The 20,476-nt window shown below is 68.5% G+C and carries 21 protein-coding genes and 1 pseudogene; 17 read left to right on the forward strand and 5 right to left on the reverse strand.

Going from position 1 to position 20,476, the window contains the following annotated elements:
- Nucleotides 1–38 precede the first annotated feature (38 nt).
- The 9 genes from WJ16_RS17625 (at nt 39) to WJ16_RS17660 (ending at nt 8,228) form a co-directional block, all read left to right on the forward strand.
- Nucleotides 39–1,880, forward strand: a complete 1,842-nt coding sequence (locus tag WJ16_RS17625) for a carbamoyltransferase family protein (RefSeq protein WP_069258354.1) — start codon at nt 39–41, stop codon at nt 1,878–1,880.
- A 21-nt stretch (nt 1,881–1,901) separates the two neighbouring features.
- Entirely contained in the window at nt 1,902–2,036 is a 135-nt protein-coding gene (locus tag WJ16_RS35770; protein WP_257785872.1) for a hypothetical protein, read from the forward strand.
- 25 nt (nt 2,037–2,061) lie between these two features.
- Complete coding sequence (locus WJ16_RS17630; protein WP_069258355.1) at nt 2,062–3,393, forward strand: aspartate aminotransferase family protein; 1,332 nt, start codon at nt 2,062–2,064, stop codon at nt 3,391–3,393.
- Between the two features lie 47 nt (nt 3,394–3,440).
- A complete protein-coding gene (locus WJ16_RS35310; RefSeq protein WP_167375380.1) occupies nt 3,441–3,680 on the forward strand; it encodes a hypothetical protein in 240 nt (79 codons plus the stop codon).
- Entirely contained in the window at nt 3,677–4,906 is a 1,230-nt protein-coding gene (locus WJ16_RS17640) for an amidohydrolase family protein (protein ID WP_167375381.1), read from the forward strand. Before WJ16_RS35310 ends, WJ16_RS17640 begins: the two co-directional genes overlap by 4 nt.
- A 32-nt stretch (nt 4,907–4,938) precedes the next feature.
- Nucleotides 4,939–5,538 carry a formyltransferase family protein gene (locus WJ16_RS17645; RefSeq protein WP_069258358.1) on the forward strand — a complete coding sequence of 200 codons (600 nt, stop codon included), beginning with the start codon at nt 4,939–4,941 and terminating at the stop codon, nt 5,536–5,538.
- Nucleotides 5,539–5,593: 55 nt separating this feature from the next.
- Nucleotides 5,594–6,229, forward strand: coding sequence for a LysE family translocator (locus tag WJ16_RS17650; protein ID WP_069258359.1), 636 nt, complete (start codon nt 5,594–5,596; stop codon nt 6,227–6,229).
- A 20-nt stretch (nt 6,230–6,249) separates the two neighbouring features.
- The gene (locus WJ16_RS17655) at nt 6,250–7,479 is read left to right on the forward strand and encodes a hypothetical protein (RefSeq protein WP_069258360.1); all 1,230 of its coding nucleotides are present in this window, start codon (nt 6,250–6,252) and stop codon (nt 7,477–7,479) included.
- A 143-nt stretch (nt 7,480–7,622) separates the two neighbouring features.
- Nucleotides 7,623–8,228, forward strand: a complete 606-nt coding sequence (locus WJ16_RS17660; protein ID WP_167375382.1) for a hypothetical protein — start codon at nt 7,623–7,625, stop codon at nt 8,226–8,228.
- Between the two features lie 83 nt (nt 8,229–8,311).
- Here WJ16_RS17660 and WJ16_RS17665 read toward each other — a convergent pair whose 3' ends face one another.
- Nucleotides 8,312–8,578, reverse strand: coding sequence for a hypothetical protein (locus WJ16_RS17665; RefSeq protein ID WP_069258362.1), 267 nt, complete (start codon nt 8,576–8,578; stop codon nt 8,312–8,314).
- 116 nt (nt 8,579–8,694) lie between these two features.
- On the opposite strand from WJ16_RS17665, the gene WJ16_RS17670 reads away from it, so the two are divergent.
- Complete coding sequence (locus WJ16_RS17670) at nt 8,695–8,949, forward strand: type II toxin-antitoxin system Phd/YefM family antitoxin (RefSeq protein ID WP_069258363.1); 255 nt, start codon at nt 8,695–8,697, stop codon at nt 8,947–8,949.
- Entirely contained in the window at nt 8,940–9,356 is a 417-nt protein-coding gene (locus WJ16_RS17675) for a PIN domain-containing protein (protein ID WP_069258364.1), read from the forward strand. Before WJ16_RS17670 ends, WJ16_RS17675 begins: the two co-directional genes overlap by 10 nt.
- Before the next feature lie 170 nt (nt 9,357–9,526).
- On the opposite strand, the pseudogene WJ16_RS17680 reads toward WJ16_RS17675, so the two are convergent.
- Nucleotides 9,527–10,003, reverse strand: a pseudogene (locus WJ16_RS17680) (PhzF family phenazine biosynthesis protein); the annotation flags it as partial.
- Nucleotides 10,004–10,254: 251 nt separating this feature from the next.
- Here WJ16_RS17680 and WJ16_RS17685 point away from each other — a divergent pair.
- Nucleotides 10,255–10,890: an NUDIX hydrolase gene (locus WJ16_RS17685; RefSeq protein WP_069258365.1), complete on the forward strand. Its 636-nt coding sequence runs from the start codon at nt 10,255–10,257 to the stop codon at nt 10,888–10,890.
- Between the two features lie 32 nt (nt 10,891–10,922).
- Here the strand turns inward: WJ16_RS17685 and WJ16_RS17690 are convergent, their stop codons facing one another.
- Entirely contained in the window at nt 10,923–11,894 is a 972-nt protein-coding gene (locus tag WJ16_RS17690) for an AraC family transcriptional regulator (RefSeq protein ID WP_069258366.1), read from the reverse strand.
- A 94-nt stretch (nt 11,895–11,988) separates the two neighbouring features.
- On the opposite strand from WJ16_RS17690, the gene WJ16_RS17695 reads away from it, so the two are divergent.
- Both WJ16_RS17695 and WJ16_RS17700 read left to right on the forward strand, forming a co-directional pair.
- The gene (locus WJ16_RS17695; RefSeq protein ID WP_069258367.1) at nt 11,989–12,819 is read left to right on the forward strand and encodes an oxidoreductase; all 831 of its coding nucleotides are present in this window, start codon (nt 11,989–11,991) and stop codon (nt 12,817–12,819) included.
- Nucleotides 12,820–13,009: 190 nt separating this feature from the next.
- Nucleotides 13,010–13,846, forward strand: a complete 837-nt coding sequence (locus WJ16_RS17700) for an alpha/beta fold hydrolase (RefSeq protein ID WP_069258368.1) — start codon at nt 13,010–13,012, stop codon at nt 13,844–13,846.
- Between the two features lie 195 nt (nt 13,847–14,041).
- On the opposite strand, the gene WJ16_RS17705 is transcribed toward WJ16_RS17700, so the two are convergent.
- On the reverse strand, nt 14,042–14,755 hold the full coding sequence (locus WJ16_RS17705; protein WP_069258369.1) for a DUF3142 domain-containing protein: 714 nt from the start codon (nt 14,753–14,755) through the stop codon (nt 14,042–14,044).
- Between the two features lie 7 nt (nt 14,756–14,762).
- Entirely contained in the window at nt 14,763–16,934 is a 2,172-nt protein-coding gene (locus WJ16_RS17710) for a PA5441 family protein (RefSeq protein ID WP_069258370.1), read from the reverse strand.
- Between the two features lie 459 nt (nt 16,935–17,393).
- Here WJ16_RS17710 and WJ16_RS17715 point away from each other — a divergent pair, with 459 nt between their 5' ends.
- From WJ16_RS17715 to WJ16_RS17725, 3 genes are all read left to right on the forward strand, one after another.
- A complete protein-coding gene (locus WJ16_RS17715) occupies nt 17,394–18,908 on the forward strand; it encodes a hypothetical protein (protein ID WP_069258371.1) in 1,515 nt (504 codons plus the stop codon).
- Between the two features lie 37 nt (nt 18,909–18,945).
- Nucleotides 18,946–19,272 carry a hypothetical protein gene (locus tag WJ16_RS17720; protein WP_069258372.1) on the forward strand — a complete coding sequence of 109 codons (327 nt, stop codon included), beginning with the start codon at nt 18,946–18,948 and terminating at the stop codon, nt 19,270–19,272.
- 147 nt (nt 19,273–19,419) lie between these two features.
- A complete protein-coding gene (locus tag WJ16_RS17725) occupies nt 19,420–20,472 on the forward strand; it encodes an AraC family transcriptional regulator (protein ID WP_069258373.1) in 1,053 nt (350 codons plus the stop codon).
- The last annotated feature ends 4 nt before the right edge of the window (nt 20,473–20,476 follow it).

Raw genomic sequence — 20,476 nt, forward strand, 5'->3', positions numbered from 1 at the left:
CCAACTCAAACAACCGATCAATCGACAGTCACTTCGACATGGCCAACCATATACTCGGCATCTCGGCGTTTTATCACGACAGCGCAGCCGCGCTGATCCGGGACGGCGTGCCTATCGCGGCCGCCCAGGAAGAACGTTTCACCCGGGTGCGTCACGATCCGGCGTTTCCCGCGAATGCGATCCGCTACTGTCTCGACGAGGCAGGCATCCGTCTCGGCGACCTGACGGCGATCGTCTACTACGAGGATCCGAAAGAGAAATTCTCGCGCGTGATGTCGTCGTTCGCGAGCGCCGGCACCGGCGGCGCGCGGGCGTTCGCGCACACGATCCCCGAATGGCTGCGCTGGAAGCGCCGCATGATCGAGCACGTCGACCAGGAGATCGCGCAGCTCGGCCTCGGACACGCACCGAAGGTGATCGCGTCGCAGCATCACCGCTCGCATGCGGCCGCTGCGTTCTTTCCGTCGCCGTTCGAGCGCGCGGCCGTGCTGTGCATCGACGGCATCGGCGAATGGCACTCGACGACCGTGTGGCGCGGCGACGGCACGTCGCTGCGCCTGCTGAACTCGATCTCGTATCCGCATTCGGTCGGGCTGTTCTATTCGGCATTCACGTACTACTGCGGCTTCAAGGTCGATTCCGGCGAATACAAGCTGATGGGGCTCGCGCCGTACGGCGATCCGATCTATGCGGACACGATCCGCGACGAGCTGATCAACATCCGCGCCGACGGGTCGTTCACGCTCAACATGGATTATTTCGAATACCTGAAGGGCGAGCGGATGGTCGGCGACGCGTTCGAGCGGCTGTTCGGCGCGCCGATCCGCCGGCCCGAAAGCCCGATTTCCCAGCGCGAATGCGATCTCGCGGCATCGGTGCAGAAGGTGACCGAGGAAGTCGTGCTCGGGCTCGCGCGCGCGGCGGTCGAGCAGGCGGGCGAACGCCGGCTCTGCCTCGCGGGCGGTGTCGCGCTCAATTGCGTCGCGAACGGCGTGCTGAGCCGCTCGGGCGAATTCGACGCGCTGTGGATCCAGCCGGCCGCCGGCGACGCCGGCTGTGCGCTCGGCGCGGCGATGGACGCCGCGGTGAAGCTCGACGGCCGGCCACATGTCGGCACCAAGCTCGCGGATGCGATGAGCGGCGCGCTGCTCGGCCCGCGCTTCGGCGACGACGAGATCGCCGCGTTCCTCGACGGCCACGGCTATCGCTACAAGCGCCTCGAAGGGGAGGCGCTGTTCGACGAGGTCGCGGGCCATCTCGCCGAGGGCGCCGTGGTCGGCTGGTTCCAGGACCGCATGGAGTTCGGGCCGCGCGCGCTCGGCGCACGGTCGATCATCGGCGATCCGCGCGACACGACCATGCAGCGCAAGATGAACCTCAAGATCAAGCACCGCGAATCGTTCCGGCCGTTCGCGCCCGCCGTGCTGCTCGAGGATGCGACGCAGTATTTCGACATTCGCGAGGAGAGCCCGTACATGCTGATCGTGTCCGAGGTCGCCGATGCGATCAAGACCGAACAGTCGCGCAGCCCGGGCGGCCCGAACCGCGGGCTCGGCAGCATCAACGACGTGCGCTCGACGCTGCCCGCGATCACGCACGTCGATCTGTCGGCGCGCGTGCAGACGGTCACCGACGAAAGCAATCCGGCGTTCGCGCGCCTGTTGCGTGCGTTCAAGCGCCGCACCGGCTGCCCGGTGCTCGTCAACACGTCGTTCAACGTGCGCGGCGAGCCGATCGTCTGCCGACCGGAAGAGGCGTACGCGTGCTTCATGCGTACCGAAATGGACGTGCTGGTGCTCGGCTCGCACGTGCTCGTGCGGGCGGACCAGCCCGTGTTCGAAGAAGAAACCGACTGGCGCGAGGCGATTCCGCTCGACTGACATCGGATCTGGGAGACCACCATGCTGCTCAAGACACTGTCCTTTCTGCTTTACCTCCTCGTGCTCGTGCCGATCGGGTGGCTGCGCCGGCTCGGCAACCACTCGCGCTTCAGCCCGGGTTTCCATCGCGCGCCCACGTCGTGGGACCGCACCTGAACACGCACGTCACGGAACCACGCACATGTCAGCAGTCATCTACAAGAACCTGAATGCCGCGCCGATCGTCGCGACGGGCGGTGCGGGCGTCTGGATCGAGGACGCCGCCGGCAAGCGCTATCTCGACACCTGCGGCGGTGTCGCGGTATCGAGCCTCGGGCACGCGCATCCGCGCATCGTCGCGGCGATGGAACGCGAGGCGCGCAAGCTCGCGTGGGCGCATGCGGGCAGCTTCACGACGCCCGCCGCCGAGGAACTCGCCGAGCGGCTCGTCGCCGCGTCGAACGGGCTCGCGAAGGCGCAGTTCCTGTCCGGCGGCTCGGAGGTGATGGAGCTCGCGATGAAGATCGCGTACCAGTACCAGTGCGAGCGCGGCAAGCCGTCGAAGCAGACGTTCATCGCGCGCCGCCAGGGCTATCACGGCAGCACGCTCGGCACGCTCGCCGTATCGGGCAATCCGCAGCGACGCTCGGTGTTCGAGCCGCTGCTGCCGCCGGCGGAGTTCGTGTCGCCGTGCTACGCGTACCGCCATCAGCGCGCGGGCGAGAGCGACGACGCGTATGCGACGCGTCTCGCACAGGAGCTCGACGACAAGATCCGCGCGCTCGGCGCGGAGAACGTCTGCGCGTTCGTCGTGGAAACGGTGGTCGGCTCCACGAACGGCGCGGTCCCGGCGGTGCCGGGTTACCTGAAGAAGATCCGCGAGGTGTGCGACCGGCACGACGTGCTGCTGCTGCTCGACGAGGTGATGGCCGGCATGGGCCGCACCGGCCCGCTCTTCGCGTATCTCGACGACGGCATCGTGCCGGACCTCGTCGCCGTCGGCAAAGGGCTGGCGGCCGGCTATCAGCCGATCGCGGCGGTCCTGACGAGCGCGGCGATCCACGACGCGATCGCGCGCGGCACCGGCGTGCTCGGCAACGGCCAGACCCACGTGAACCATCCGTTCGCCTGTGCGGTCGCGCTCGAAGTGCAGCGCACGATCGAGGACGAGCGGCTGCTCGACGCGGTGCGCGCACGCGGCGAGCAACTGCGTGCGCGGCTGCGCGAGCGGCTCGCCAACGTCGAGAACGTCGGCGACGTGCGCGGCAGGGGGCTGTTCGTCGGTGTGGAGTTCGTCGACGACCGCGCGACGAAGGCGCCGTTCAGCGGCGGCGGCGCGTTCGCCGCGCGTCTGAAGCGCGAGGCGCTCGGGCGCGGCCTGCTGATCTATCCGGGGTCCGGCACGGCGGACGGCGTGCACGGCAATCATGTGCTGTTCGCGCCGCCCTTCGTCGCGACCGCGCAGGACATCGACGAGATGGTCGAGCGCTTCGCGGACGTCGTGCAGGCGTGCGTGGTCGCGCAACCCGCATGACGCACGGCCTGCACGAAGGATTCGCGCGCGGAACGGGAGACGACGCGATGAAACTGCAAGCGGATGAACTGGACGGATGGGTGCTGGAGCACGCGGATTTCGAGCGGCTGCCGTCGCACGGCTACCTGTTCTACTCGGACCGGCGCTGCTACGTGTGCTATCCGGCGAGCGGCGCACGGCGCACGCGCGACGTGCTGCCGCGCGTCGTCGACTTGCTCGCGCGGGGCGGCGACGGCGCGTGCCGGCTGCGCGGCCTGCTGACGCTCGCTGCAACGGAGGACGCATGATGCATGCGGAATCACTGATCGTTACACCGGCGCGGGCGTTGCCGCCCGTGGCGCCGGCACCGCGCGACGACGATGCGTGGGCGCTCGTCAACGCGCTCGTATTCGACAGCCGCGCCCACGTGCTGCGCCAGGCCGACGTCGAGATCGCGGCCGGCGAGATCGTCGCGGTCGTGCCGGCGGGTGCCGCGCGCGTGTCGCGGCGCATCGACGCGAGCGGGCTTCTGTGCGCGCCGGGGCTTGCCGGCGTGTTCCCCGCGACGGGCGGCGCGCAGGCCGACGCGCTGCCCGGCGACGCGCTGTCGCGTTCGCTGGCGCGCGGCATCACGTTGACCGGTTGCCTGACGGCGGACGTCGCGGGCGACCTGCCGCGCGCGATGCGGGCCGGCGGCCGCGTCGTGCTGTTCGCGACGCTCGCCGATCGCTGGGTCGGCCCCGGCGACGGGCCGCCGATCCGCAGCGTCGACGGCTGTCTGCTCGAATACGCACGGGCGCTGCAGGCCGCCGACGAAGCGCGCGCGCGCGTGGTCGTCGCGCCGGCGATCGGCTCGCAGCTCGCGGCATCGCCGCGTCTCGTCCTCGCGCTGCACGAGGCGGCGCGCCGACGCGGCAGCCGTTTCGCGGTGCGCATCGACGGCGGCGGCGAATATGCGTCGCAGTTCCGCGACGCGTACGGCTGCTCCGGTGTCGCGCTGTTGCGCAGCCTCGATGCGCTCGATTCGCATGTGCTGGCCTATCCGGCCACGCCGCTCGGCAGTCACGAGCGCAGCATGCTGCGCGCGAGCGGCGCACACGTGGTCGGCGCCACGCCCGCGCAGGGCGGCGAGGCGGCCGTGCTCGCGTGGTCGGGCGCCGACGCGGGCTTCGATGCGTGGCTCGACGTGCGCCGCCGCGAACGTCGGGCCGCATCGGCCGCGTGGCGCGCGCGGGATGCGGCCGCCGAACTGGTCGACAGCCTGACGTGGAAGGGCGCACGCGCGCTCGGGCTGGCCGACGCCGGCCGCGTGGCGACCGGACAGCGTGCCGACCTGCTGCTGTACGACCGGCCGCCCGCCGTGCGCGAGCGCCCGGCCGCCTTCGACGCCGCGGCGTTTCTCGAGCTGGTCGCGCACACGAGGCCGGCCGCCGTGCTCGTCGACGGCGAATGGGCCATCGGCGCGCCGCCGGCCGCCGCGTATGCGCCCGGCGGGCCGTCCGCCGACGATTTCGCGATCCGCTTTGCACGCTGATCGTTTTTTCACCGTTTGAGGGAGGGTGTCCGATGTCGAACGAACCGTGCCGGGACAAGGTCCTGCTGTCGGTCTGCACGATGAACTGGTGCGACCTGGGCGTCGAATTTGCGAAGACGGTGTTCTCCGACGTCGAGGTGTTCCGCTGGGATCCGGGCGACCCGTATCCGCACCACCTGCGCGACTGGGAAGGCGACTGGATCATCTCGTACCGGGGCGACTTCATCTTCCCGAAGGAGATCTACTCGCGGGCCCGCAAGGGGGCGATCAACTTCCATCCGGCGCCGCCGAAGTATCGCGGGCTCGGCAGCCAGCACTACGCGATCTACTACGGCGACGAGACCTACGGCTCGACCTGCCACCACCTCGCGCCGTCGGTGGACAGCGGGCAGATCATCAACGTCGCGCGCTTCAACGTCGCGCAGGCGGAAACCGCGTCGTCGCTCCGGCTGCATGTCGGCGCGTACTGCCTGCAGCAGTTCATCGAGCTCGTCACGGACTACATCGTGCCGGGCCGCGCGTTGCCGCAGTCGACCGAACGCTGGGGCGAGCGCCTGTACCGGCAGGGCGAGCTGCAGGGATGGATGGACAAGATCCGGCAGGAAGAGCCCGATCACCGTTGTTTCAGATAAGCATGACGACGCGCGGCGAGACGGCCGCGCGTCCCGACCGGCACAGGATACCCAGATGAATCTCGCGCATTTCTCCAACTTCGGCGTCGCGTTCGCCGTCTACCTGATCGGCACGGCGACGCCGGGGCCGGGCAACCTGTCGATCGCGAACGCGTCGCTCAACTACGGACGCACGCCCGGTCTGGCGATGGCGGCCGGCGTGATTTCCGGCTCGCTCTGCTGGGGCGTGACGGCGGCGGCCGGCGTGTCCGCGATGCTGTTGTCGTACCGGCCGCTGCTCACGTGGCTCAAGATCCTCGGCGCCCTCTACCTGCTGTGGCTCGCGTACAAGGCGATCCGCACCGCGTATTCGTCGCGTGACCCGCTGAAGGCGGGCGCGCAGGCGCGGCGCGGCAGCCTGGCGGTGTTTTATCTGCAGGGGCTCGGCATCCACCTCACGAACCCGAAAGCGATTCTGACGTGGCTGACCGTGACGACGCTCGGGCTGTCGGCGAACTCGCCGGCGTGGACGAGCTTCGTGCTCGTCGCCGGTTGCGCGGTGCTCGGCTTCATCGTGTTCACGACGTATGCGCTTGCGTTCTCGTCGCATTCGGCGGGGCCGTTCTTCACGCGCACACGCAAGCCGTTCGGGCTCTTCTGCGGGCTGTTCTACTGCGTGCTCGCGGCGGGCTTCATCCGCTCGCTCGCCTAGCGTCTCCGGCGGAGCGCCGCGTGAGGCATCTTCAGACCAGCGACCCGACCATCGCATTTCAGCTATGGCGCGAACGCACGCGCCAGGACAACTGCCTGCATCTGGAGATCGCCCTCAATTATCTGAGCGAGGCCGTGTTCGAGGCGCAGTTCGCCGCGGCGACCGCCAGTCTCGCGTGGCGCGCGACGCCGGTGAATCCGGGCGACCCGGACGACATGCGCTCGGTCGTCGACACCGTGCAGCAGGTCGCGGCCCGGCGCGCGTGCCGGCTGTTCGGTGCCGAGTATGCGAATGCGCTGCCGATGTCCGGCTCGCAGGCGGGCGTCGTGGTGCAGCACGCGACACTGCGTTGCGGCGACGCGGTGCTCGACGTGTCGGCCTCGCGCGGGCGGCCGACGCTGCGGATCTCGCGCGTGAACGCGCTCGGGCACCTCGACCCGCTGGCCGGCTGCTGGATCGGCGACGGACGCGGCCAGATCGATTGCGCCGCGCTCGCATGGCATGTGCAGACGGTCGCGCCGCGAGTCGTTCGCGCGACCGTCACGGCCAACTGGGGGCTGGACGACTGGGCGCCGCTCGCGGTCGTCGCGCATGACGGCGGCGCGTATTTCACGGTCGATCTCGGTCACTTCGCGGGGCCCGTCGCGGCGGGGATCCTGCAGTCGCCGGTGCCGTATGCCGATTTCGTGTCGATGGCGACGAACGGCACGCTGCGCGGGCCGCGCGGCGGGCTCGTGCTCGCGCAGGCCCGCTTCGAGCCGCACGTCGAGCGCGCGCTCGTCGTGGGAAACGACACGCTCGTCGCGCTCGCGGCGAAGGCGGTTGCGTTTCACGAGGCGTTCGCCGAACCGTTTCGCCGGTACCAGCGGCAAATGCTCGACAACGTCCGGGCGATGTCCGCGGTGCTCGTCGAGCGCGGCTTCAGGACGGACAGCCGCGAGTCCGGGCAGATCGTCGTCGGCGGTCTCGGGCCGGCGGGCGGTGCGTCGGCCGCGCTCGAACGACTGGCGGCCGCGCACGTGCTCGCGGACCGCTACCGCCTCTACCGGCCGGACGAGGATCAGATCGTCGATGCGGGAATCGGTGTCGGCGTGGCGGCACTGACCGCACGCGGACTGACGACGCGGGACGCTGCCCACGTCGCGCACCTGATCGCCGACGTGCTCGGCGCGCCGCAGCGCGACGAAATCGTCGAGCGTGCTCGCGACGAGGTTCATGAGCTGTGCAGGCAGTTTCCGGTGGGGCAATGAGCGGAGTGGATCACGCTGGGTACGGTCCGGGCGCGTCGTCGGGGTGAGCGGCGTTGTGCGTCGTTTCTACGGGTGGCGATCACTCGACAGGTGGGAATGGAATCTGATTCGCAATCCGAATGGAAATACGCAAAAGAACGAAAGTGCGCCTGTACGGCACGTATCGGTGGCCATGGCATGCGATGCCGCGTCAACCCGTCTCGTGGGGCGGGCTCGATCTGTCTTCGGTGTTCGGCAAGCCGCTTCCCGGTTTCTGCGCGTACTACGGTAGTTCGGCACTCGATTTCATCAAGGCGGATGCGGCTCTCGGTTGCGGATACTCGCCGCGCGGCGCTCCGACGCATCAGCTTGCCTATTTCGAGCTGACTGCGCATTTTTCCAACCCGGCGCCCCACGCGACGAACTCGATCGACCGCTGGAAGCGCGCGAATACGTCGGTCCTCGATCTTCGGCAGGGACGATATGCGCACGCGCTGTTGCCGATGCTCGAATCCGTGTTCGAGGCCAACGGGCACAGCGGCATCGTCACGGCGCTGAACGCCGAACCGGAACGGGTGCGGGAGATCGTGAACGCGCTCCCTCATCTCGAGGCGGTGGTTTTTCCGATCCGCTGTGCGGACGACGTCACGCGGCTGCTGATGTGGGTCGTCGATCCGGACAAGGCCATCTCGGCCATTGCTCCGAGTGCGACCGGGTTGGCATTTTCGTTACGAACGGACGGCAGGGCGGACATGACCGTTCCGGTTTGAAACCGGATCGGCGCCATCGGGAGCCTTGCTTTCGCTCGATCCGGTGGCGGCCCTGAAAGCGCGTTCGTGCGCACGCCCGGCGTTCATGCGTAGCTGGCGATCAGCGTATCGAGATTGTGTTGCGCGCGCGCCGTGAGCGGCGCGAATTCAGCCGAGCGAAACAGCGGATCTTGCGCGCGCAGATGTTCGAGCGCCTGCCTGCGGCCGGTGCGGAACCCGGCCGACGGCGCATCGAGGTCCTGCGCCCATTCGCGAGCGATCGCGCAGTCGTAATCGCGCAGCCGGTCGGGCTCGGCCGCGAGGATCGCGAGATCGGCACCGAGAAAAATCTGCCCGGCCCGCTGGCTCACCGACCATTGGAAGCAATCCTCTGCCCGTCCTGCAAAGGACCGGCTTTCTTTGCATCGCCCCGCGAAGAATGCGTAAATTACGTATAATACGTATTCAAGAGTCCTCGGAGGTCGAGATGCCAACCATTACAGCAACCGAGCTGGCACGCAACACGCGCCAGATCCTCGACCAGGTCGCGCAGCGTCGCGAAACCGTCGTGGTCGAACGTAATCAGACCGTAATCGCTCGCCTGGTGCCGGCCGAACCCGTCATGAATGCGGCGCAGGCGCTCGAGGGCTTGCCGCAGACGCTAGGCGCCGAGGACGCGGCCCGCTGGCTGCGCGATAGCCGCACTGGCTTCGAAGACGGAGTGCGTGACCCGTGGGCGTAATTATCGACAGCTGCGTTTGGGTGGGCTTGGCGGGTGGTGCAGTTGAGCCCCGCGCCGTGATCGACGCCGCCGGCGACGCGCCGGTGTTCATCTCAACGGTCTCGCTCGGCGAACTGGCATTCGGCGTGCATGCATGCGCGGACGCCGCTGAGCGTGCGCGGCGGGCCGCACACCTGAGGCAGCTCGAGCGCCGGCCGGTGCTCGACGTCACGAGCCACACCGCGGCCGCGTTCGGCGTACTGGCAGCGGCCGTCAAGCAAGCCGGCCGCTCGCCGCGTCCGCGCTATAACGATCTGTGGATCGCGGCGCAGGCAATCGAGCACGGCTACGTGCTAATGACGCTGAACACCGCGGATTTCGCGGATTTGCCTGGGCTGACCGTGCTGATGCCTGCAGCGGCGGCCTGACGTGGCCGCCGCTCTTGAGCCTGACCGGAGTGCACGATGGCAATCCGCAATACCTCGACGCGCCGGCTTTCATCGATGAGCGCAACTTTCGCCAGTTGACGCCGATCGGCGCGCATTTGCGCGACGCGTATCCGCAGCTCGCCATCGCGCACGGCGACGACCGAACTGGGTTACACGTCGATCACGCCGCGCCCGAGTTCGATCACGCGCCCGCCGACGCCGATCGTGCCGGCTGCGTCGACCGATAGCCGCAGCAGGCAAGGCCGGCCGATGGCTTCACCCTGTTCGACCTGGAATGCGGCAGGCAGGCTGCGGTTCATCGCCAGCAGCCATCCGCCCAGGTTCGCACAGGCGGACCCGGTGCCCGGGTCTTCCGACACGCTGCCCTGCTTCACGAAGAAGTAGCGCGACACCACCGTCCCCGGCCGCTCGGCGTCGAACGCGAACACGTACGCGGTCTTGCGGCCGAGGCTGCTCGTCGGCCAGGTGTCGACGCTTGCGCCGTCAGGCTGCGCGCGGCGCACGGCGGCGGGGTCGCGGAGCGCGACGAGCAACTGGTCGGCGCCGGTGTCGACCCAGAGCGGCGGCGCGAGCAGATCGCCTTCGTCGAGCCCCAGCAGGGCCGTCGTCCGTGCATCGGACAACGCGCGCGACGACGATTCGACATCCGATTTTCGTGCATGATGGGATTGCACCGTTGATCGCCGCCGATCGGGCTTGCGCCACGCCGGCGGAGCGTTTCGCACCGCAGCGGACGGTCGCGGCTTCGTGCGTGTGATGGGCGATCGCACGCGAACGCGGCATGATCGGATTGCCCCCAACGACGCCGCACCCACGCAACACCTGTCAGGGTCAGGGTCGCTCGGCGCGTGCCGGTTGCCGCACGCAGGAGGAAGTCATGGAACCTGACGGAAACGTCGCGAATACCGGCGGCGAGCCGGCCGTGCTCGACGCGATCGTCCGTGCGGTGGAAGGCTACGGCATTCCTGCCGGCACCGACTGGCCGACGGCGATGCAATCGCTCGCGGACAACGACGGGCAGTGGAAATTCTCGGCAGTGCTGGTCGCGATCGTCGCACGCCGTGAGCCAACGATCCTGTTGACCCTGCGCGCGCCGAATCTCAGCGAATACTCGTCGCATGTGAGCTTTCCGGGCGGCCGCCCGGCGGCGTCCGATCGCGATATCGGCGCGACCGCATTGCGCGAGGCGTTCGAGGAAATCCGCCTCGCGCCGGACGCGGTCCGCTTAGTCGGCAGCTTGCCGATTCACAAGACCAGAAAGCGCCGTCACGCGATCTTTCCCGTGATCGGCATCGTGCCGGAAACGGCGCTATGGGAGGCGGCGCCCGCGGAAGTCGCGGAGATCTTCGAGTTTCCGTTCTCCGTGCTGCTCAATCCGGATCTGCTGCGGCAATACACGGACGGCGAGCGCAAGGGCGCGTGGTACTGGGCGGAGCAGGCGCAGGACATCTGGGGCGTGACCGCGCTCATCCTGAAGTCGGTCGCCGGTCTGGTGCGCGATGCGGTGCGTTGACGGCATGCGGCACGGCCGGATATCGACGCCGTTCAATGCGACGACACGAACGCCGCATCGTCGAACGCCGCCGGAAGGGCGAAGCTTTCGCGCATGCGCTGCGTTTCCTTCGCCGGCGTCAGGCCGAACAGGCGTTTGAATTCGCGGCTGAACTGCGACGGGCTCGCGTAGCCGACCGCGTAGCCGGCCGCTTCCGCGGTCAGGTCCTCGCGCACCATCAGCAAGCGCGCCTGATGCAGCCGGATCGACTTCAGGTACTGCATCGGCGACACCTGCGTGATCGCCTTGAAGTGACTGTGAAAGCTCGGCACGCTCATGCCGGCTTCGTCGGCCAGTTGCGACACGTCGAGCGGCTGCGCGTAATCGGCATGGATCACGCGCAGCGACCGGCCGATCCGGCCGAACTGCCCGCGCATCGCCAGCGCGCTGCGCATCGCGCTGCCCTGCGCGCCGGTGAGCACGCGGAAATACAGCTCGCGCAGCAACGCCGGGCCGAGCACCGCGGCGTCGAGCGGCCGGTGCAGCGCGTCGACGAAACGCAGCACCGATGCGTGCATCGTCTCGTCCATCGGCGTCGACATCATGCTGCGGGGCGCCTGCACGGGCTCCGCGATGCCTGCCCGGTCGATCTGCGCGGCGAGTTCGGCGGCCAGCGTGAAATCGAGGTGCAGGTACAGCGCGAGCAGCGGGCGTTCCGGCGTGGCGTCGGTTTCCATGGTGAACGGCACGGGCACGGACACCGCCAGATAGTGATGCGCGTCGTACAGATAGCGCTCGCCGCCGAAGTAGCCGCGCTTGCAGCCCTGGCACACGATCACGATGCCCGGGTCGTACAGCACCGGCGTGCGCGACAGCGCGCGGTTCGAGCGCAGGATGCGCACGCTCGGCAGCGCCGTCAGGTTGTAGCCTTCGTCGGGCGCCAGCGCGCGCAGCAGCGCAACCAGGCGCTTGCGTTCGCGCGGCGGCAGCGACGGAACACGGTCGGAAGAGGGCTCGTTACTCATAGTTTTGTGCAAGAAAATCAGCGGAATCGGGCTTATTCCGCGTAGCGTGTCAGACTAGTATGCATGCTTCAATCGACATTCGGGAGAAGCTCACATGGCATCCGGCAACCTCATGCTCATCACCGGCGTCAGCAGCGGCTTCGGCCGCGCGCTCGCTCAGGAAGCGCTCGCGGCCGGTCATACGGTGGTCGGCACCGTGAGAAGCGAGCAAGCGGCGCGGGATTTCGACGCGCTGTCCGCGCAGGCGGTCGCGCGCGTGCTCGACGTGACCGACTTCGATCGCATCGACGGCGTCGTGGCCGACATCGAGGCGAACGTCGGGCCCGTCGACGTGCTCGTGAACAACGCCGGCTACGGGCACGAAGGGATCATGGAAGAATCGCCGCTCGCGGAGATGCGCAGGCAGTTCGACGTGAACGTATTCGGCGCGGTGGCGATGATGAAGGCGGTCGTGCCGTGCATGCGCGAACGGCGGCACGGCCGCATCCTGAACGTCACGTCGATGGGCGGCCACATCACGATGCCGGGCATCGCGTACTACTGCGGCAGCAAGTTCGCGCTGGAAGGCATTTCCGAAGCCGCCGGCAAGGAGCTGGCGCCGTTCGGCATCGCGGTGACGGCCGTTGCGCCGGGTTCGTTCCGCACCGACTGGGCCGGCCGCTCGATGTCGCGCACGCCGCGCTCGATCGCGGATTACGACGCGCTCTTCGATCCGATCCGTCAGGCACGCGAAGAGAGGAGCGGCAAGCAGCTGGGCGATCCCGCGAAGGCTGCGCGAGCGATGCTCGCGGCGATCGCGTCGGACCATCCACCTGCGCATCTGCTGCTCGGCAGCGACGCGCTGCGGCTCGTGCGCGGCAAGCTGGCGGCGCTGGACGAGGAAATCCGGGCGTGGGAGGCCGTGACGGTGTCGACGGACGGTTGACGCGCGAGGCGGCGCGCCGGGCACGACGGGCACGGGCGCGTCGACGCGGCATCGTTCGCACCGCGACGTTTCGCCCGCGTCGACCGGATCGACGATGCTCGTTCGCATCCTGGAAGCATCGTTTAACAAACCTGTCCCATAATGGCTACCGGCCGGAGCGCCACCTTCATCCACCTCACAGGAGTCCGCGATGCCATACGTCACCACGAAAGATCACGTCGAGATTTTCTACAAGGACTGGGGGCCGAAGGACGCGCAGCCCATCGTCTTCCATCATGGCTGGCCGTTGTCCGCGGACGACTGGGACGCGCAGATGCTCTTCTTCGTCCAGAAGGGCTATCGCGTGGTGGCGCACGATCGGCGCGGCCATGGGCGGTCGGCGCAGGTGTCGGACGGCCATGACATGGATCATTACGCGGCAGATGCGTTCGCGGTCGTCGAAGCGCTCGACCTGCGCAACGCGGTGCACATCGGCCATTCGACGGGCGGCGGCGAAGTGGCGCGCTACGTCGCGAAGCACGGCGAGCCGGCCGGCCGCGTCGCGAAGGCGGTGCTGGTCAGCGCGGTGCCCCCGCTGATGCTGAAAACCGAATCGAACCCCGAAGGCTTGCCGATCGAAGTGTTCGACGGCTTCCGCAAGGCGCTCGCCGACAATCGCGCGCAATTCTTCCTCGATGTGCCGAGCGGCCCGTTCTACGGGTTCAACCGCGACGGTGCAACCGTGCATCAGGGCGTGATCCGCAACTGGTGGCGGCAGGGGATGGAGGGTAGCGCCAAGGCGCATTACGAGGGCATCAAGGCGTTTTCGGAAACGGACCAGACCGAAGACCTGAAGTCGATCTCGGTCCCGACGCTCGTGCTGCACGGCGAAGACGACCAGATCGTGCCGATCGCGGATGCCGCGCTGAAGTCGATCAAGCTGCTGAAGAACGGCACGCTGAAGACGTACCCGGGCTACTCGCACGGGATGCTGACGATCAACGCGGACGTGCTCAACGCCGACCTGCTGGCTTTCGTGCAGGCGTAACGGTTGCCGGGGCGGCACCGGCCCGCTGCGGCGGGCCGCGCCGTCGTGGGAGACCGAACCGGTTCAGCGCGCGACCTTCGGCCGCGAGTTCGACGGCCGCGAGGATGCGATGCCCGGTTACGCGATGACGATGCTGAAGATCGACGATCACGAAGCCGGAGCACGGGTGCGGTCGACGCCGCCTTGCTTTGCCCGTCAGCCGTTGCGCAGGAACACGACGTAGCCGCGGAACCACGGGTTCGTCGCGAGGTAGGGCGGCGCGTCCCACTCGCCGCCCTGGATGATGCCGATGCGAAACGGCAACTGCAGCCGCGCGACGCGCGGCAGGTAGTCCGCGTAGTCGGGGATCGTGCGGCGGCCCTGGTAGGTCTGTACGACCACTTCGTCGACGATTCCCCTGAGCTGGTTGACCTGGTCGGTATCGATGCGGCTGCTCCAGTCGAGCAGCCCGGTGATGCTCAGCCGGCAATCGGCGGGCAGCGTCTCGCGCAGCGACCGCAGGAATTCGAGGTAATCCTGCAGGTGGCGCGTGCGCGCATCGAAGTCGATCTGGATGCCGGCGATCGTGCGGCCCGACGCGCGCCAGCGCGTGAGCTGCGCGAGCATGATCTGCGCGACGCGCGGCGTCCAGCGCAGCGTGTGCGCACGATAGACGAGCCAGACGCGCGCGTTCGGCGCGGGCGGCAGCGCGACACCCTGCGCGATCACGCGGACCTGCGACTCGTCCCGCGGCGACGCCTCGATCTGCCCTTGCAGCACGTAGACGGCGCGTGCGTCGCGCACGACCGCCTGCGGCTTCACGCCCGCCCACAGCCAGAACGCGTCGTACTGCTTGGCGTCGACGGTGCCGGCCAGCGCGACGCGTCCGGCCAGCAGCGCGACACACGCGATGCACGCGATACGCTTCACGCGGCGCTTACCAGTAGTAGCGCAGCTTCTGCGCCCACGGGCTGCCCGGGTAGCTGGCCTTCAGCGCATCGAACCAGCGCTTGCGCGCGTTCTTCGGCACGTCCGTGCCGCCGCATTCGTTGTAGCCGGCCGGCGCATAGCACTTGATCGCACGGTAATACGCGTACGCACGGTCGTTCGGGTTCGCCTGCGCATCGGCCATCACCGTCACGTAGCTCGACATCCGCTCGTACGGCTTGCCCGCGAACTGCGACGGCGCCGCGCCGAGCGTCGGCGGGATGCGGGTGGCGGAGGTCTTCGACGCATAGCGCATCCACGGTGGCACCGGATCGCCTTCGAGGCCCGACGCGGGCGGGTGTAGGCGCACGAAATCGGCGAGACAGTTCAGCCCCTTCGCATCGGCGGGATTCTGCTGGAGCGTCGCGGCGATGTCGTGCGCGGACGGGCACACATAGCCGTCTTCGTTTTTGGCGCCCGCCGCGACGAACGGCTTCAGCGGATCGGCCGGCGTGCCGGTCACCAGCGTGGCATCGGCGATGAATTCGGCGTAGTGCGAACGCGTGAGTTCCTTGTACAGCAGCGTGTACAGCGCGGTGTCGCGCAGCGCGCCGCCGCTCGCCTGGTTTTGCGCCTGCGCGCGCAGCAGGTCCGCACTGGCCGAGCGTTGCAGCAGCACGGCGCGGATCGCGGCGTTCTGCACCGGCGAATCGTCGGCGAACGCGTCGTTGACGAGCCCGGCTTGCTCCAGGTTGATCGCGAGCGCGAGTTCCAGCGCTTCGCGCTGGAAGCGGAACGTCGCGAGCGGGATCAGGTCGCGCCACAGCTGACGCGCCTTGTCGGTCTGCCCGCTGTCTTCCAGCGCGAACCCGCGCAGTGCCTGCTGGCTCAGGCCGAAGTAGTCGAGCGGCTCGGCGGGTGCCTGCGGCAGCAACGCGAGCGCGGCGTCCGGCTTGCGGCCGACCTGCACGTACCAGGTCGCGAGCAGGTAGTCATGGAGCGCGGGCGCGTTCGCGAAGCGCGGCTTCTGCGCCTGCAGGTCGTCCAGCGTCAGCGGCTTGGCGCGGCTCGAATCGCTGCTGTCCGACGTGCGCATGCGCAGCAGGTCGACGGTCGCGAGCACGGTCGGCGACTGGATCTGGCGCGCATCGAATTCCGCGCCGAACAGCAGCTTGCTGTCGAGTTCGTTCGCGAGCTGGATCAGCGGCACGTTCGACGTCGCCGGCGACCAGCGCGCAAGCGCGTGGCCGTACAGGTCGGCCTGCTGCGTGACGTTCCCGCCGAGCCACGCGACACGCCGCAGCAGCCCCGTCGCGGAGGTCGCATAGCGTCCCTGCGGATAGATCTTCAGGTAGGTGCGAAAGACCGTATTCGCGGCGTCGAGCGACACCTTCGTCACGCGCTCGCGCGACGGCACGGGGCTGTCGTTGTCGAACGCGTTGGCCTGCGCCGCGTTCAGTTGCGCGCGCCCGGCCATGTAGAGCCCGGTTTCCTTCAGCCACGGGTTCGCGCTGTGCGACGCGCTCGCGAACGCGCGGGTCGCGCCCAGGAAGTCGGCGCGGTAGAACGCGTTCGTGCCGTCGAGGTAGGCGGCGAACTGCTGGCCGAGCGGCGACTTGACCGGCGGCTTTGCCCAGGCCGCGCTCGCGCCGCCCGCGGCACAGGTCTTCTGGGCGATGTCGGCGCGCGCGGTGCGCAGCCGTGCGGCTTCATCGGCGGGGAGGCCGCCGGCGCTGCCCAGTGCGTCGTTGAATGCGTCGGCGCCCGCGCGCATGCTGCGGCAGATGCTGCCTTCGCCGTCGGCGTACCGGTTCGACGCCGTGTCGGCATCCGCGGCGTCGCCGCTCTTGTCGGGCGCTTTCTGCCCGATGTCGATCCATCCGGAGAAGTCCATCGGGAACGGCACGACGATCTGGTTGATCCGGTCTTTCGCCGGGATCGTCTTCGGGTCCGGAAACGTCTGCGCGACCTTGGCGCTGTCGACCATCATCAGCATCGCGTTGATGCGGGTGTCGTTGGCGGGGCTGAGCATCGGCACGTTCGCGCACGAGTAGGCGGTTTGCCGGAGCGTGGGGGGCGCATAGCAGCCGTCGTCCCCGCTGGCATGGGCGGCCGGAATCCAGAACAGGCCGGCCGCCAGCGCGGCGAACAGGTGTCGGTGCAGCAATGGGGTGTTGGGCATTTTTTCTTGTCCCGGGTGTGAGGCCGCAGCGGCCGGGTCTCTCAGGCGAGGCGTTTCGCCCCGGCGCGTATCGTACCGCACCGGCCACTCGGGGTGATTCGGCCGCGAGCGCGCGCAGGCCAGGCGCCGGTTTCCGCAGATGCGGGCGGGCGAAACGGAAGTCCACTCACTGTAGACGCAACGCCACCTTGAATCCGGACGCCCTGAATTAAGATGCAGCCGGCAGCGACGGACATCCGGCGATAGATGACACGTCGTGTCCGCGCTGCCCGACGGGGGCGGTCTGCAGAAAGCGGCGTTCGCATCGATTCGCACGACGGAATCGGGCATGACGGGAACGAACGCCGGTTTTCATGCCTGTTCAATAGCATTGCTTATCAATCGACTGGCCGGCGCGATGCAGCGTGTCGGCGAACGGCTGACGAGAGTAAGCCGGAGAACGACAAAAAGAGGATTCCGATGAAACCCATTGCATGGATGGTCATGGCAGCGGCGCTCGCGCTGTCCGCATGCGGCGGCGACGACGTCGCCACGAACGGCGGCGCGTCGTCGACGTCGCCGGACAAGCCCGGTTCACCTTCCGGTCCGACCTCGCCCGGCGGTTCGAACGGCGGTTCGAATGGCGGACCGACGGACGGCGGAACCACGCAGCCGCAGGCCGGCTGGTCGAAGGCGGCGGCCGTGGACGGCAAGGGACCGGAAGGCGAGCCCAGCGTGACACTCGACGCGAGCGGCAATGCGCTCGCCACCTGGATGACCAACGGCACGGCCGGCACGACCGGCAACGAAATGTGGGGCGCGCGCTATGTGGCGGGCTCCGGCTGGGGAAGCGCGACGCGGCTCGACACGAGCGACGGTTCGCATGCGATGAATTCGCTGACCGGGGTGCAGCCGCAACTGGTCGGCAACGCGAGCGGGCAGGCGGTCGCGTTCTGGACCGAATGGACGCCGGGCCCCAACACCTATGCGCTGTGGGCGCGCCCGTACAGCCCGGGCACCGGGTGGGGCACGCCGGTCTCGCTGGCGCCGGACATGGCCGGCTCGTCCTATACGGCCGGCATGGACAGTCAGGGCAACGCGCTCGTCGCGTGGACGCAGTCGATCAGCCTGCTCGATACGCGCATCGCGTGGTCGCGCTATACGCAGGCCGGACAGTGGTCGCCGACGGCACTGATCCAGATGCCGGTGCAGACCGGCCCCGACGCCGTGACCGGCGACACCGACAACGTGAGGCCGATGATCTCGGTCCTGTCGTCGGGCCGGGCCGTGCTCGCGTGGCGGCAGACCAACCATACGAAGTCGGCGCTGTGGACGGCCACGTACGACGCGACCAACGGCTGGGCCAACGTCAATCAGGCGGTGTCGAATTCGAGCCTGTTCACGACGATCGTCTCGCCGACGGCCGGCATGGATGCGAAGGGCAACATCACGCTGGTCTGGGGGCAACTCGACGTGACGGGCGGCAAGCTCTACACCAGCACGATGTCGCAGCGCTATGTCTCCGGCACCGGATGGCAGCCCGCGCAGCCCGTCGCCCCGGCGATCGCGGTGCCCACCGGGTTCATCGCGACGCCGATGCTGACCGTCAACGAAAACGGCGTGGCCGCCGCGATGTGGGCGGAGGGCGGCGCCGTCCTGCAGGCGAGCGTATCGGACGCCGGCGGAAACTGGGGCCCGCTGCAGAAGCTGACGGAACACCTGAACGGCGCGGCGCTCCAGTACCCGCCGCTCGTGATCGATCCGGCCGGCAACGTGTCGGTCGCATGGGAGGACACGGGCACGCCGAACGCGACGGTCGTCTTCGCGGCCAGCTATCGGAAGGGGGCGTGGAGCACGGCGACGCTGGATCCGCAGAGCGGGTCGTGGCCGGCGCTGGCCGTCAATGCGGCGGGAGCGATGGCGCTCGTCTGGCAATCGTATGTCACGAATATCGGCAGCCAGATCCAGTCCAGTTTTTATACGCCGGGTTCGTAACCGGCCGGCATCGGGAAGTCGAAGGAGAAATCAGACCATGAAGAAAACCTTGCATTGCACCGGACGGACCGCGCTGGGCGCGGCGCTCGCCGGCCTCCTGTTGTCCGCGTGCGGGTCGACGCAGATGAACATGGTCGACGTGCAGACGTCGACCGCGAAGACGCTCGGGCTCGCGTCGTCGGACGAGATCACGATCGCCAACGTGCAGTACGGGAAGAAGGACGGCCTCGGCGGCCAGAAGGTGAGTTACGACGCGACGACCGGCAAGGGGCGGCGTTTCGGCTGCACGGTGTTCATGATTCCGGGGCTCACGCCGATCGATCGGCCGACGTACAACAACTGGGAATGCCATCCGCAGCGCTGATGGCCGCGGCAACGACGGCGCCCGTCGCGGCGCGCCGGGCGACCGCCTGCGGGACGATCCGCCGCGCCGGCCTTGCGCCGGCGCAATTTGGTCCGATAATCGACGAACCGATCTATCCTCTCGTGTCGGCTCGATAAAAATACTGTCATGGATCAAGCGGAATTCGTCCCCGTTTTCAAGTTTCGCACCATCGATTACCCGGAGCCGGACCGGTTCCACGTCTGGGTCAAGGACATGCTGTGCGATTACCGCCTCGACGATGACGGCGGTCACGGCCCGTTCGACGCGGAAGCGAGCGGCGCGGCGCTCGGCCCGCTGATCCTGTCGGGCCGGCACTGGCGATCGCGCGCGCCGGTCTATCGGGTCAATCGGACCACGCGGCGGATCCGGCTCGACGGCCAGGATTCGATCCGCTTCACGCTGCTGCTCGGCGGGCGGGTGGCCAGCCATATCGGCGGGCCCGAATTGGTCAAGGGCGCCGGCGAACTGTTCGTCTACGACGTCGCGCAGGTCAACGACTGCAGGGTCGAGGCCGGCGACGTGATCAGCCTCGTCGTGCCCAGATACCTGTTGCCGAGCCATGCGGCGCGGGCGCACGGCCAGACGCTGACGAGCGGCGTGGGGCGGCTGGTCGGCGACCACATGCTGTCGCTGTTCCGCAATCTGTCGAAGCTGCGCACGCACGAGATCCCCGGCATCGTGCAATCGATGCTGCTGCTGTTGAGCGCGGCCGTGTCCCCGACCACGCAGGCGCTGCACGACGCATGCGGCCCGATCGACGGGGCGCTGGCCGAACGGGTGCGACGCTACATCGACGTGCACCTGCTGGAACCCGATCTCGATCCCGACCGGATCTGCCGCGATATCGGCGTGTCGAGAGCGCGGCTCTATCAACTGTTCAAGGAAGACGGCGGCGTGATGCGGCAGATCACGCGCCGGCGGCTGCGTCACGCGTACCACGTGCTGGGCGACCCGCAGCGCCGGCATCGGCGCATCGCGGAGATCGCATGGGCGCACGGCTTTCCCGACGAGAAGTATTTCCACCGGCTGTTCAAGGCGGAGTTCGGCCATACGCCGAAGGAAACGCTCGAATGCGCGACCGCGCCGGTGCTGCTGCCCTGCGATGCGGCCGACGATCGGTGGGCGGATGGCGGCCGGCTGGCAGGGTGGACGCTGCCGTTCGGCGTGCTAACCAACTGAGTGG

Source organism: Burkholderia metallica (assembly GCF_001718555.1).
Taxonomy (GTDB): domain Bacteria; phylum Pseudomonadota; class Gammaproteobacteria; order Burkholderiales; family Burkholderiaceae; genus Burkholderia; species Burkholderia metallica.